Here is a 13,818-nt window from a genome sequence, read left to right as displayed (position 1 = left end):
GCGGGCAAATGTCGCTCTCACTCATCGCATTCCTGGTGCTCGTAGCGGCTTTCGCCGTCGGCTCGTTCACCAAGATCAACGCCGGACTTCTGGCCACCATAGCTGCATTCGGCGTGGGCACCCTCCTGGCTGGGATGTCGGTCAAGGATGTCATCGGGCAGTTCCCGGCCGGACTTTTCTTCATCCTGGTGGGCGCCACCCTGCTCTTCGCCATCGTACGGATCAACGGCACTATCGACCTGCTCGCCTACTGGGCTGAACGGCTCGCCGGCAACCGCAAAGTCCTGGTTCCCATCCTCATGTTCCTGCTGACGGCAGCGTTGGCCTCGGCCGGCGCCTTCACGCCCGCCGCCATCGCCATCGTAGCTCCGGTTGGCTTGGCGCTGGGCATGCGGTTCGGCATCAGCACCCTGGCCATGGGCCTGGTGATCGTCCAGGGCGCCAATGCCGGCGCGTTCTCCCCCGTCAACCCCTTCGGCGTCCTTGGCAACAAGATGTTGGACGCAGCCGGGGCCGCTGACGATTCATTGAAGCTGTATGCGTACTGCTTCATCTTCAACGCCGTCCTGGCTGTGATCGCCTATGTTCTGGTTCAGGCCATCATGAAGCGCCGGACTGCGAAAACGACGGCGCGGCTCGGCGGCGGGGACACTGGCATAGATCACGACGGCGGACCCTCCACTCCGGCGGCCGATGGCGCGGGAGGATCGGGCACAGCCGTGCTTACGGCCCCGGCGCGCACTTCCGTTGCGGGGCAACGTGCCGCTGGATCAGCCCCGGTCAAGGTAGCCGCCACCCCCATGCGGATCCTCACACTCGCGGGAATTGCATCCCTGCTGGTTCTCACCACCGTCCTGGGCATGGATGTGGGAGTTGCCTCGCTGGTCATCGCCGGGGTCCTGATCATCCTCGACTCCAACGTGCAGAAGCCAGCGTTGGAAAGCATGCCATGGTCAGCCATAATCCTGGTCACCGGCATCGTCACCTACGTGGGCATGCTGGAGAAAATGGGCGCGTTGAAGGAACTTCAGGAAGGCATCGCGGGTCTGGGCAACAGTTCCCTCGCGGCGTTGATCGCCAGCTACGTGGTGGCGATTGTTTCAGCCTTCGCCTCCACCACAGGAACCCTGGGCGTCATCAGCCCCGTGGTTGCACCCATCGCCATGGACCCGCTGCTCACTCCTGTGGGTGTCGTGACGGCCATCGCCATCAGTTCCTCCGTGGTTGACGTCAGCCCCATGTCCACCAGCGGAGCCCTGCTGATGGCCAGCGCCCAACCGAAAGATGAGCGGATGTTCTTCCGTGCGCTGTTGCTGTGGGCCATCGCAATGATCGGCGTTGTACCGCTTCTGGCCTGGTTCTTGTTCGTCCAGCTCGGCGTTGGCTAATAATTACAGGTTAAAACAAAAGGGACGTCCCGCTTGGGGTGTCCCTTTTGTTTGCCTCGGATTGGCTGCCAGCTGGCCCTAGCCCTTGGGAGCGAAATCTCCCGGCCAGTCCCCGAGCCGGATGCGGCTACGGCTACGGACGGCTCCGAGTGTTCCCCACTCGTCCCGCCCCAACCTGGCCAGTGGCTCGAGCAGGTCGATCCGCGGGTGACTGCCATCCAGCACAGCACTACTCACGGCAGCATGCGTTACCTCGCCAAAAACCACCGTCGAGTCCCCGATCGGCAGCACGGAATGGAGCCGGCATTCAAGCACCGCCGGCGATTCCTTGACGCGCGGCACTGCCACCGTCAGGCTCGGCTCACGAGTCAGCCCTACGGCATCGAACTCACTGACCTGCGGCGGGAAATTGGTTCCAGTGGCGTTGACCTCTTCCAACAGCGTCGCCGGAGCGAGGTTGATGACGAATTCTTCCGACGCGATGATATAGCGCAGCGAATCCTTCTCACCCACCGACGTGAACTGCACAATCGGCGGATTGGATGATGCAACGGTGAAGAAGGAATGGGGTGCTACATTGTCGGTTCCTGCCGGAGAGACGGTCGAAACCCAGGCGATCGGCCGGGGCACCACCACTGCGGTCAAGAGCCGGTAAAAGTCCCGGGCGGACGTGGCCGAAGGGCTGAAATCGTTTCGCATACTGCCAGCCTAGCGATCAAACAAGAGTGGGTCAGTTGAGCAGGAAGGGCTTTAGGCCGCCGTCGAAAGCGTGACGTAGCTACCTTCAACGGGCCGGTTGGCAACGCCGGGAGCATTGGTCACCGTGACATAGCTGCCACGGCTGAGTGCAGATGGCTTTCGGCTGTCCTCGATGGTGACATAGGTGCCCTCAGTACCCGCCTGCGCGACGCCTGCGGGGAGTGTTACATAGCTGCCGTGCGGTTCGACGCCAACGACGCTGACGTCGGTAATGCTTTCAGGGGTGGATTCGATACTTGCGGGACGTTCGGCCAGCAAAGTCATTGGTTCTCCTCAAGATTCAGGATGGTGGCCAGTTTCGGAATTCCGGTACCGCTCAAGCGGAAGGGATGCGGATTGTGGCGCCTGCCCTGCCGGCCCGGGGGTCTTCACCGGTGCGGTACTCAAGGGCTGCTCTGGCCTGTACTCAAGTCTATCTTCTTATTTTGAGCTACTCACAATAACGTGTCCAGACTCACGGTCCTTTAAGTTCGTGAACCGCAATGAACCGCGGTGACGTGCAGAGACACCGCGCTAACGCATGTGAAGCATCATTGGGAGCCGTGCCGGGACACCTCTTAGGTTCGGCCGCCTCATGAAAGACGGCGCGGGCCTTGGCCCGCGCCGTCTGCATTCTGCTTGTGGGACTACCTGCCGCCTTCGATCTTGCGGCTGCGTTGTTGGATTGCCATGGGCCCGTACGGATATACGCCTGCACGCGGTTGGCTGACCTGGGTGAGGAGCTCGGTTTCCCCAGGGCTGAGTTCAAGGTCCGCAGCGGCAAGGTTGTCCGCCAGTTGCTCCACGCTGCGGGCACCAAGAATCACCGATGTCACCGCCGGCCTGTCCGCCAGCCATGCGAGCGCTACCTGCGAAGCACTCACGCCATGGTCAGCTGCAATCTTTTCCACCGCTTCGATGATGTCCCACGTGCGGGGGTCGTCATTGCGGGCTTGCCATGCTTCCATGCCCCGGGTCGGATTCTCTCCGAGCCGGGTCGCACCAACTGGCGGCTCATCGCGCTTGTACTTGCCCGACAACCAGCCACCGCCCAGGGGCGACCACGGCAGCAGGCCCACGCCCGCATCCAGGGATGCCGGGACGACCTCCCACTCGATCTCACGTACCAGCAGGCTGTACTGCGGCTGCAGGGTTACTGGCGCACTCCAACCATGTGCTTTGGCCAGGTGGACTGCCTTGGTCACCTGCCATCCCAGGAAGTTCGAGAAGCCGTAGTAGGCGATCTTGCCACTGCTGACGGAGTCGTGAAGGAAACGGAGCGTCTCCTCCAGCGGCGTAATGGGGTCCCATGCGTGCATTTGGTAGAGATCAATCTGCTCCACTCCGAGCCGGCGCAGGGAATCGTCCAAGGCCTTGGTCAGGTGGCGGCGTGAGGTGCCGACATCGTTCGGAGCCTGGCCCATCGGGAACCGACCCTTGGTGGCCAGTACAACCTGGTCTCTTTGACCGGGCCGGTCCGAGAGCCAGCGTCCGATGATCTCCTCCGATACGCCGGCACTGTAAACATCCGCAGTGTCGATGAAGTTGCCGCCCGCGGCAACATAGTCATCCAGAATGGCGTGGGACGTTTCCTCGGTGGCTTCAGCCCCGAACGTCATGGTTCCAAGCGCGTAGTTCGATACCACGGCGCCGCTGTTTCCCAGTGTGCGGTATTGCATAGCTCTCCTCAGTTCTCCCATCGAGGTGGTCCTGTTGGAGTTGACGATACGCACATTGCCGGGCGCGGTCAGCACGTTTTCCTGCCCCTGTTCTTCCTAGGACGCCGAGTCCTACCCTCCCCGAAGGGGGAACGTCAGCGCACCACTTTGCGGTGCCCCGCGTCCAGCCGGTCAGTCCACCCGCGCGAGTCGAGATACTCCAGCAACGGAACGGCAACCCGGCGTGTTGTATCGAGTGCCTGGCGCGCCTGGCTCGTGGTGAAGGGCTGTTCGAGGCCGGCGAGCGTTCGCATCGCAAGGGCCGGAGCCGTTGGAAGCAGCACCACTCCGTCACGCAGCCTCAGCAGGCGACCCGCGCGTTCGGCAGCGGCAAGCTCCCGGGCGCCCAGGCCCAGCGCGGCCAGCTCATCGGCTTCGGGAGCACGGAACGCCTCTGCCCTGAGCCTGCCCTCCAGCGCAGCTATGGCCTGCTCGATCGGAGCAAGGTCATGGTGGCTGCCCGGCAGGTGAATCTGCCCGCCGTCCTGTTCCAACGCAGCCCCGTCGATAACGTGCCGAAGGAGCTTACCGTCCGGCAGCTTGAGGAGGTCCTGGGCCGCGCCCATGGAAAGACCGGGTGCCAGGGGATCGCGTTCCCGCAGATCCTGGACTGCGGTGTGCAAGCGTTGCTGCCAAGCCTCAAGAACAGGGCCATGCACCCACCAACCATCGAAGACGCTCACGTCCGGTGGGACGTCCGGGTGGGGCCCGGCCAGCAGCCCAAGCCTGCGCAACTGATCTACGTGGACCGCTCCGCGCGCAGATACCTCCCCCAGCACGTCTCCGTTGGGATCCATGCCTGCAAGCCGTTTGGCCCAGCGGGCACCATCGCCGCGTCGCCGCAGGGCGGGCGGATCGGCGTCGAGAACGAGCGCACCGCCCAGTACCGAGCGGCTTCCCGGGTCCCGTATCACCAGACGGTCTCCGGGAACCAGCGGCAGGCTCCTGTCGAGGACGAGGCGGGCATGCTCAGCCCCGAAGGGACGCAACCGCGCAGGCACCGATGCAGTGCCGACATGCACCGTGAGCTGCTCCGGCACTTCCGTATAGGCCACTCCCGTGGTCCGCCTGATGCCGAGAACTGCGGTGGTGGGCCACGCGCCGGGAGTAACCAGGGCGTCTCCACGCCGGACCTCCGCGGCGGCGACGTCGCGAAGGTTCAACGCCACCCGACTGACCGGCCCCACCGAGGCGCAAGCTGCGTCACGGCTCTGCAGGCCGCGTACCGTGACGGGCCGGGAATTATCATGTCCGAGCAGCTCCAGCCGCTCCCCCTGGCTCAGTGTCCCCGCCGCCAGGGTTCCAGTCACCACCGTTCCCGAGCCGGTAATGGTGAACGAGCGGTCCACCCACAACCGAACACGCCCGGTCAGGGCCGGGGCAGGCACCTGCGCGAGGACATTGTCCAAGGTGGCACGAAGCTCATCCAGCCCTGTTCCGTCGACGGCGGACACAGCTACTGCAGGCGCGTCCTGCAAACCGGTCCCCGCCAGCTCGGTCCGGGTCCGTGCGAGCACGTCTGCGATCCGTGGGCCCGATGCCCTGTCCGCCCGGCTGAGGACCACCACCCCGTACTCGATTCCCAGGGCGGCCACTGCGTCCCGGTGGTCGCTTGACTGCGCCTGCCAGCCTTCGTCGGCAGCGACGACGAAACAGACCACAGGCGCCGGCCCGATGCCGGCAAGCATGTTCCCCAGGAATCGTTCGTGGCCCGGTACGTCCACGAAGGCCACAGCCTGTCCGGATGGCAAAGTGGTCCACGCATAGCCCAGGTCAATGGTCAGCCCACGGCGGCGTTCCTCTTCCCAGCGGTCCGGCTCCATTCCGGTGAGGGCGCGGACCAGGGTGCTTTTGCCCGAATCGACGTGCCCGGCGGTGGCAACGACGTGCACTGCTCAGTCCGACCCGGCGGCAACGCGTCCCGACCGGAGCGCCAGCGCGTGCTGCACCGCCGCGAGAATCCTGGGGTCATCCGCAGCAGGAACGCAGCGAAGGTCAATGAGGCACGAGCCATCGTGGACACGCGGCAGGACAGCCGGATCTCCGGTGCGCAAATGAACTGCCAAATCCTCAGGAAGCTGGAGTGCCCATCCCCGCAATGGGACACCGGGAGCACCGCCACCTCCCACCCGGCCGTCGTGGGCCACGACTGATACACCGAGTGCTTCTGCAAGCTCGTCCGTGCGGCGCCGCAACTGCCCGACGTCGGCATGCAGCGCCTGGACGACCGGTGGCGGCCCGCCGGCAAGAGTCGCCTCGAGGGCAGCCAGGGCGAGTTTGTCCGCGCGCACCGCGCGGGCGAGGGGGTGGCGGGCCAAGCGTTCGATGATCTCCTTGCGCCCCAAGAGCAAACCGGCCTGGGGGCCGCCCAGAAGTTTGTCACCGCTGGCGATGACGACGTCGGCCCCTCCCGCCAGAGCCGAGGCAACATCGGGTTCGTCGGGCAGGTGGGGGTCTGGAGCGAGCAGCCCGCTGCCGAGGTCGGCAACGAGCGGTACGCCGCTTGCCTTGGTCACAGGACTGAGCTCCTCGAGCGCCACCGACGAGGTGAAGCCCTCTACCCGGAAGTTGCTCGGGTGGACCTTCAGGACACAACCGGCGTCCGGGCCAAGGGCGTTCTGGTAGTCGCGCAGGTGGGTTCTGTTCGTAGTGCCCACCTCGCGAAGCCTTGAGCCGGTGGACTCGATCAGGTCGGACAGGCGGAAGCCTGCTCCGATCTCCACAAATTCTCCACGGCTCACCACCACCTCCCGGCCCGAGGCGAGGGCTGTGGTGGCCAGGACCAGCGCGGCCGCTCCGTTGTTGACCACCAAGGCGTCCTCGGCGGCAGGGCAGGCATGGAGCAACGCGGCCCTCGCGCCCGCCCCGCGGCGGGAACGGCCGCCACTGGCAAGATCGAGCTCCACGTCGACGTAGCCGCTGGCGGCAACAACGGCGTCGACCGCATCACCGGACAAGGGTGCGCGGCCGAGGTTCGTATGGACGATAACGCCCGTGGCATTCAGGACAGGGCGAAGGCTTGTCGCCCTGTGCTCCGCGACGGCGGCCAGGAGAGCCGGCTCAATTTGGGCGGGAGGGAGGTCGCCGCGCCGGGCCTGGTCCTGAAGGTCCCGGACGAGTCCGCGGATGACGTGGCCGCTCATTCGTGTACGGGCCTCGATGACTGCCGGCAGTGCCAGCAGGTCATTGGTCCGGGGAATCTGCCGGCGGGGATCTTCCTTGTCCACAGCGCCTCCTCATCTCACGGCATCTGCACGCCGGTGCCTGGCGGTGGCGGACGGGAATCGAACCCGCCAGACCGAGATGCTCGGCCTCACCGGTTTTGAAGACCGGGGGGCCCACCAGGACCCGGACGCCACCGCGCCTCAATATAGCAGGTTGATTTCGAGGGTTAGGCTGAACGGGTGAATGAGACCCAGGCAACAATCACGGACCCTGATGGTGGCACCGATCACGCGATCCGTTTGACCGACTACGCGCACGGCGGGGGCTGCGCCTGCAAGATCCCTCCTGGAGAACTTGAAGATGTGGTTCGCGGCCTGATCGGCCAGCCGGACGCGGATGTCTTGGTCGGGCTGGACAGTGGCGACGACGCGGCGGCGGTCCTGGTGCGCGAAGACCTGGCAGTTCTCTCAACTGCGGACTTCTTCACCCCGGTGGTCAACGATGCTTTCGACTGGGGCCGGATTGCAGCCGCCAATGCCCTCTCCGACATCTATGCCATGGGAGGCCGGCCCGTCACGGCGATCAACCTGGTCGGCTGGCCCCGGGACGTGCTGCCGATGGAATTGATGACCGAAGTACTCCGCGGCGGCCTGAGTGTCGCGGCCCAGGCCGGGTGTCCCGTGCTGGGCGGGCATTCCATTGACGATCCAGAGCCCAAGTACGGCATGGCGGTGACCGGCGTCGCCCATCCGGACAGGCTGCTCCGCAACGACGCCGCACAGCCGGGGTTGCCCATCACGCTGACCAAGCCACTCGGCGTCGGACTTCTGAACAACCGGCACAAGAAGACCGGTGACGTTTTCGCCGAGGCGGTCGAGACTATGGCGGGCCTGAACCGCGAGGCTTCAGAAGCGGCGGTGGCCGCAGGCGTTCGGGCGGCCACGGACGTGACCGGTTTCGGCCTCCTGGGCCACCTGCACAAAATGGTCCGCGCCTCCCACGTGGGCGCGGTGATCGACCTGAAGGCGGTACCACTGCTCGATGGTGCCTCGGAAGCACTGCGTGACGGCTTTGTCTCCGGAGGAACCCGCAGGAACCTCGATTGGGTGCGTCCGCATGTGGCGACGGCGGCCGGCATCAATGAAGACGATCTGCTGTTGCTGGCCGATGCCCAGACCTCCGGCGGCCTGTTGGTGGTCGGCGAACTGCCGGGATATCCGGTGATTGGCCACACGACCAACGGTCAGGGAATCGAGATCCGTTAGGCCGGGTGGCTGTTTCAGCTGCCGGTAGTGATGGCGTCGTTGATGACTCCCGCAGCACGGCGGGCGGCCAGCCGCTTCTTCTGCGGTTCGATCGTGTAGCGCGGATCCCGTGCCGACGCCAGGCCGGCCTCGAATACCCCGAACCGTGTCAGGGCTGAGGCAGCCAGCAACGCGAGCCCCGAAACCGCCGCGACCGCGCGGTGGCGACCTGCCAGCAATGCGCCAAGGCCCCCGGCAACCGCCAGCCGCTCGCTCCATCTAAGCATGGTCCCGGCTTTGCCCTGGTGCATTGGCTCCGCAGCTACCGGGTCCATCCGGCGCTCCATCACCTTCATGGCCGCCACATCACCCAGGACACCCAGTACGGCGAGTTTCCGGGCGGGACCTGCCTCGTGTATCGGTGTGGTGACCATGGCAAGTCCAGCTGAGGCAAGGCAGGCCGAACTCACGAAGACAAACGGCAATTCCTCGTGCGCGGCGTTCCACGTTGGTGTGGCGGTGTCGCCCAGCAGGACGGCCGTGTACGCCGCCAGCGGACCTGCAAACACCGCCGCCTCAAATCCGGCGGGTCCCTCGACTGCCTGCAGCACCTTCCGCAACGGACCCAAGGGCAGCCTTGACCCCGTCATCCGGTCAACCTCCGCCACTGCCGTGACTGCCGTTCCCGCGCTAAACGCGCTGAGGATCCAGGAACCAACGCTCATCGGCGAGGTCACTTTGAAGGTCCGCAGCATGTTCAGGAAGCGCTCGGGCCTGCCCAGGTCCCTCACCAACGCCACTGCGCCCACGCTCACTGCTGCCAAGGAACCCAACCGCGCATTCCGTCGCAGCGTCGGGCGTCCGGTCAGTTGCCCACCGAGGCCAAGCAGTGCCGAACCCCCTGCGACGCCGCCAAGGAACAGATAGAGCGCAACGTCCTCACCCCAAGGCGCCGGCTTGACCACGGGACGGCCATAGTAGGAGGAGAACTCTGCCTCGGGAACCATAGGCATTTCCCTGGAGCCATCGCCGGATCCGCGGCGACGGCGGCTCCCCGGTTTGCCGTCCGGCCGCCGACGGCGGGCAGGCTCGGCCGGCCGCACATTATCGAACTCCGAGAACGTCACGCGCGTCCTCCCAGGAAAGCCAGCGCGGCCGCCGCCGCCATACCCGCTACAGCCATTCCGGCCCTCCGGTACATTTTCGGCAGGTCGGCTGTCGGCACCCGGGGGTCCGGCGGAAGTCCATAGACTTCGGGCTCGTCCAGCAGCAGGAACACCGATCCTGTTCCGCCGACCCCGTCGTTTTCGTTCGCACCGTACAGTCTGGCTTCCGTCAGGCCTTTTTCGTGCAGCTCCGCCACACGATCCTTTGCCGCCTCCACCATGTCGTCATGGTCGCCGAATTTGATGGACGTCGTCGGGCATGCCTTGGCGCACGCGGGCGTCTCGTCGTCGACCAGCCGGTCGTAGCAGAGGGTGCACTTCTGGGCGATTCCAACATTCGGTGTCGCGGGATGTTCGTCGTGGCGGTCATTTCTGCTGGTGGCCACTTTGACCGTGCCGTCGCTTCGACGCTCGATGACTCCGAACGGGCACCCCGCCACGCAGGTTCCGCAGCCGTTGCAGACATCGTCCTGTACCACCACGGTTCCAAACTCCGTACGGAAAAGAGCTCCGGTGGGGCAGACGTCGAGGCAACCGGCGTGCGTGCAGTGCTTGCACACATCGGAAGACATCAGCCATCGGAAATCTGCTGTGTCCGGCGGAGTGGTGTCTGCCTCGGCGAGGTCGCTGTCTTGAGGCGCCACCGGCGTCGGAGGCCCGATGCGCGGCATCCCCAGGTTGACCAGCGCGCGGCCTGATTTCCGCGCTTCGACGATTCGCTCCTGGCCCTGCTCGATGAAGGCGACGTGCCGCCAGGTGCTGGCACCGAGAGATCCGGTGTTGTCATAGGAGGAACCGAGCAGCTCCAGGTTTCCGTCCTGCGGATTGTGGTTCCACTCCTTGCAGGCGACTTCACAGGCCTTGCAGCCGATGCAGATCGAGGTATCGGTGAAGAACCCCTTGCGCGGATGGTTGTGCTCCCAGTGGGCATCGGCGGTGGGGTCGGTCCGTCCGGACAACTGGCCCATTCAGTCCTCCAACGTCGGGTCGGTGACGGCTGCGTTGCCGGTCTCAACGGTCACCCCGGCCCGCTCCCGGTACTCGGCAACCAAGGCAAGGAGTTCCTCTCCACGTGGGCGGCGGCCCGAGCGGATGTCGCAGGAGGCAACCTTCGATTCCTGGATCTGGACGTTCGGATCAAGGGTCACACCCAGGAGGTCGTTGGCCGCGTCACCGCTGACGACGGCGTTGTTGCCGACGCCCCAGTGGTAGGGCAGCCCGATCTGGTGCACGGTGTGGCCGCCGACTTTCAGCGGTGCCATCCGGTCGGTGACCAGCACCTTCGCCTCGATGGCGGAGCGTGGTGAAATGATCGTGGCCCAGCCGTAAGGCTCCAGTCCCTGTTCAGCTGCCAACTCAGGTGAGACCTCGCAGAACATTTCCGGTTGCAGTTCGGACAGGTAAGGCAGCCACCGGCTCATTCCGCCCGCCGTGTGGTGCTCGGTAAGCCGGTACGTCGTGAACACATAAGGGTAGACGTCCGCGCCACTGGTCCCGGCGCTCGGCGCAGTCGGGTTGTCCGCCCGGGGAAACACCAGCCGGGCCGGGTTCTGCTGCTGCGGGTAGAGCGCATTGGCCACCGGCGATTCCTGGGCCTCGTAATGGGTGGGCAGGGGCCCGTCCAGCAAGCCCTTGGGTGCGAAGAGCCAGCCCTTGCCGTCGGCCTGCATGATGAAGGGATCGTCCCCGCTCAAGGCCTCGGGACCACCGACGGAGGGGTCAGGATGGCTGCCCGGCGCGCGGTCCACCGGGAAGTCGGGCACATCGTCCCCGATCCATTTGCCCTGTTCGTGGTCCCACCAGACGTATTTCTTCCGCTCGCTCCACGGTTTACCGGCAGGATCTGCCGATGCCCGGTTGTAAAGGATCCTGCGGTTTGCTGGCCAAGCCCATCCCCATTCCGAAGCAGCCGGACCCTGTTCCTGGCCCGGTTTGCGGTTGGCCGCATGGTTGTAGCCGTCAGCGTAAACGCCGGTGTAGATCCAGCAGCCTGCCGACGTAGTACCGTCGGCACGAAGTTCGGTGTAGGCAGAGAGGGGTTTTCCGGCGTCGGGCCCCTCAAGGTGGCGGCCGTTGATCTCCGCCAGTACTGCCTCCGCGTCCGGGTCGCCGTGTTCGTCCGTGGGATAGTCCCAGGTGAGGTCAAGCAGCGGCCGGTCGCGTTCGTCGTCGGATCCTGCAAGCTTTTCCCGGATCCGCTGGCCAAGCTCGAAGAAGAACTGAAGCTCACTTTGGCACTCCCCTGGCGGCGCCACGGCCTGGTGCCGCCACTGAAGCAGCCGCTGGGTCTGCGTGAAGGACCCGGCCTTCTCCACATGTGTTGCTGCCGGGAGGAAGAACACCTCTGTTTCGATGTCCTCGGTCCGCAACTCCCCAGATTCGATCTCGGGGCTGTCCTTCCACCAGGTCGCAGACTCAATGAGGTTCAGGTCTCGAACCACCATCCACTTCAGATGCGCCATGGCCAGACGTTGCATCCGGCCATGGGCAGAGCCAACTGCGGGATTCTGTCCGAGCAGGAAGTAGCCTTCCACTTCGTCCTCGAGCATGCCCATCACTGTCTCGTAGGTTCCGTGGGCTCCGTTCAGCCGGGGTAGGTTGTCATACGCCCAGTCGTTATCCGCGTTCGCCGCCTCGCCCCACCACGCTTTCAGGAGGCTGATGGTGTACGCGTCAGCGTTGGCCCAGTAACCCTTCTGCTGTTTCGACCCGATGGTGGACAAATATTCGTCGAGGGTGTCGTGGCGGCCTGCACTGGGCATCGGCAAATATCCCGGAAGCAGGTTAAAAAGCGTGGGAATGTCCGTGGAGCCCTGGATGCTGGCATGGCCACGCAGGGCCATGATCCCGCCGCCGGGGCGCCCCATATTGCCCAGCAGCAGTTGCAGGATGGCGGCGGCACGGATGAACTGCGCTCCCAGGGAATGCTGTGTCCAACCGACGGCATAGGCGAAGCAGGTGGTCCGGTCGCGTCCCGAGTTTTCCGTGATGGCGCGGGCCAAGTATTCGAAGTCCGCGACGCTGATGCCGCACATGTCCTGCACCATGTCCGCCGTGTACCGGGCATAGTGCCGCTTCACGATCTGGAAGACGGTCCGCGGATCCTGCAGGGTGTCGTCACGCTCAACTTCTGCGTGCTCCAAGGGTGGGCCGCCACTGCCGTAGGCGTGACCGGCGGCCCGGGCGGTAGCATCGGCGCCGTGCTCGGAACCGGGACCCGGTTCGTCGATGGTTCCCTCGCCCCGCTCGGAATAGGACCACGACGACGTGTCGTACGCGCCCCTGTCCGGATCGAAGCCGGAGAACAGCCCGCCGAGGTCCTCGGCATCGCGGTAATCGTGGTGCACCAACGTGGCGGCATTGGTGTAGGCGCTGACGTACTCCTTGAACCAGAGGTCGTTGGAGATGACGTAGTTGATCAAGGCGCCCAGGAGCACAACATCCGAGCCTGCCCGGATGGGAATGTGCTTGTCCGAGACCGCAGAAGTCCGCGTAAACCTTGGATCAACGTGGATGACCTTGGCTCCACGGGCCTTGGCCTCCGCAACCCACTGGTAACCGACAGGATGGCACTCGGCCATATTGGAACCCTGGATAACGATGCAGTCAGCGTTGGCCATGTCCTGCAGCGATTGCGTAGCACCGCCGCGTCCAAATGAGGCTCCCAAACTGGGAACCGTGGCGGAGTGTCATATGCGGGCCTGGTTCTCGACCTGCACCGCTCCCGCAGCTGTAAAGAGCTTCTTGATGAGGTAGTTTTCCTCGTTATCCAAGGTTGCGCCGCCAAGCGACGCTATGCCCATCGTTCGGCGCAGCAGCCGGCCTTGGTCGTCGTGCTGTTGCCACGTCCTGCGGCGTGTCTCGATGAACCGTTCGGCAATCATCCCGACGGCCGTATCAAGGTCCAGGTGCTCCCACTCGGTGGACTTCGGTGCACGGTAGAGCACCTTGGTCTGGCGGCCGGGAGAGTTGACCAGTTGCTCACTGGCTGAGCCTTTGGGACACAGGCGGCCGCGGGAAATCGGCGAATCCGGATCGCCCTCAATCTGGATGACCTTCTCGTCTTTGACGTACACGCGCTGTCCACACCCAACGGCGCAATAAGGACAAACGCTTTGCACCACGCGGTCAGCGGTGGTTGTACGCGCGGTTATTGCCTTGGTTTTGGCCGACGTGACCGCAGGCCCACGGCCCAAAAGGTCGCCCGTACTTAGTTGACGGACAACCGGCCATTGAAGAAAACTCCGCGGCGCCATTTGTGGAGCATAACCCAAACCACGGCAGCAGCAACAGGACCACCTGCACGAGTCTCCGACAGCGGTGGCGACGGACGACGGCGGCCGCGCACCCGCCGTCGTCGGCTCCCTTTAAGTGGGTAGGCGCCAGCGCGCCTGTCCGT

General features: G+C 64.9%; 10 protein-coding genes and 1 tRNA gene. 2 read left to right on the top strand and 9 right to left on the bottom strand.

The annotated features are described in order from the left end of the window. Nucleotides 1-8: 8 nt before the first annotated feature. The gene (locus ACFUOZ_RS01475; RefSeq protein ID WP_377543941.1) at nt 9-1,388 is read left to right on the top strand and encodes an SLC13 family permease; all 1,380 of its coding nucleotides are present in this window, start codon (nt 9-11) and stop codon (nt 1,386-1,388) included. A 78-nt stretch (nt 1,389-1,466) separates the two neighbouring features. On the opposite strand, the gene ACFUOZ_RS01470 is transcribed toward ACFUOZ_RS01475, so the two are convergent. The 6 genes from ACFUOZ_RS01470 to ACFUOZ_RS01445 all read right to left on the bottom strand — a co-directional run bounded on the left by ACFUOZ_RS01470 (nt 1,467) and on the right by ACFUOZ_RS01445 (nt 7,204). After that, on the bottom strand, nt 1,467-2,087 hold the full coding sequence (locus ACFUOZ_RS01470) for a flavin reductase family protein (RefSeq protein ID WP_377543939.1): 621 nt from the start codon (nt 2,085-2,087) through the stop codon (nt 1,467-1,469). 51 nt (nt 2,088-2,138) lie between these two features. Further along, nucleotides 2,139-2,411 (bottom strand): hypothetical protein, encoded by a 273-nt coding sequence (locus tag ACFUOZ_RS01465; protein WP_377543937.1) that lies wholly within the window; start codon nt 2,409-2,411, stop codon nt 2,139-2,141. A 362-nt stretch (nt 2,412-2,773) separates the two neighbouring features. After that, complete coding sequence (locus tag ACFUOZ_RS01460; RefSeq protein ID WP_377543935.1) at nt 2,774-3,805, bottom strand: aldo/keto reductase; 1,032 nt, start codon at nt 3,803-3,805, stop codon at nt 2,774-2,776. Nucleotides 3,806-3,939: 134 nt separating this feature from the next. Further along, nucleotides 3,940-5,736 (bottom strand): selenocysteine-specific translation elongation factor, encoded by a 1,797-nt coding sequence (selB, locus tag ACFUOZ_RS01455; protein ID WP_377543933.1) that lies wholly within the window; start codon nt 5,734-5,736, stop codon nt 3,940-3,942. Between the two features lie 3 nt (nt 5,737-5,739). Continuing rightward, complete coding sequence (selA, locus tag ACFUOZ_RS01450) at nt 5,740-7,071, bottom strand: L-seryl-tRNA(Sec) selenium transferase (RefSeq protein WP_377543931.1); 1,332 nt, start codon at nt 7,069-7,071, stop codon at nt 5,740-5,742. A gap of 38 nt (nt 7,072-7,109) precedes the next feature. Beyond that, nucleotides 7,110-7,204: transfer RNA gene (locus tag ACFUOZ_RS01445), tRNA-Sec, on the bottom strand. Nucleotides 7,205-7,302: 98 nt separating this feature from the next. On the opposite strand from ACFUOZ_RS01445, the gene selD reads away from it, so the two are divergent. Further along, a complete protein-coding gene (gene selD, locus ACFUOZ_RS01440; RefSeq protein WP_377544950.1) occupies nt 7,303-8,274 on the top strand; it encodes a selenide, water dikinase SelD in 972 nt (323 codons plus the stop codon). Between the two features lie 14 nt (nt 8,275-8,288). On the opposite strand, the gene nrfD is transcribed toward selD, so the two are convergent. From nrfD to fdh, 3 genes are read right to left on the bottom strand one after another with little or no spacing between them, the layout of a single operon-like run. After that, on the bottom strand, nt 8,289-9,380 hold the full coding sequence (gene nrfD / locus ACFUOZ_RS01435) for an NrfD/PsrC family molybdoenzyme membrane anchor subunit (RefSeq protein ID WP_377543929.1): 1,092 nt from the start codon (nt 9,378-9,380) through the stop codon (nt 8,289-8,291). Then, entirely contained in the window at nt 9,377-10,387 is a 1,011-nt protein-coding gene (locus tag ACFUOZ_RS01430) for a 4Fe-4S dicluster domain-containing protein (protein WP_377543927.1), read from the bottom strand. The genes nrfD and ACFUOZ_RS01430 overlap by 4 nt, the downstream gene beginning before the upstream one ends. Beyond that, nucleotides 10,388-13,675: a formate dehydrogenase gene (fdh, locus tag ACFUOZ_RS01425; RefSeq protein ID WP_377543925.1), complete on the bottom strand. Its 3,288-nt coding sequence runs from the start codon at nt 13,673-13,675 to the stop codon at nt 10,388-10,390. Nucleotides 13,676-13,818 lie beyond the last annotated feature (143 nt).

Origin of the sequence: Paenarthrobacter sp. NPDC057355 (assembly GCF_042667405.1) — a bacterium.
Lineage (GTDB): Bacteria > Actinomycetota > Actinomycetes > Actinomycetales > Micrococcaceae > Arthrobacter.
The sequence above is the reverse complement of the archived record's forward strand: the minus strand, read 5'-3'. Positions and strand labels throughout refer to the sequence as shown.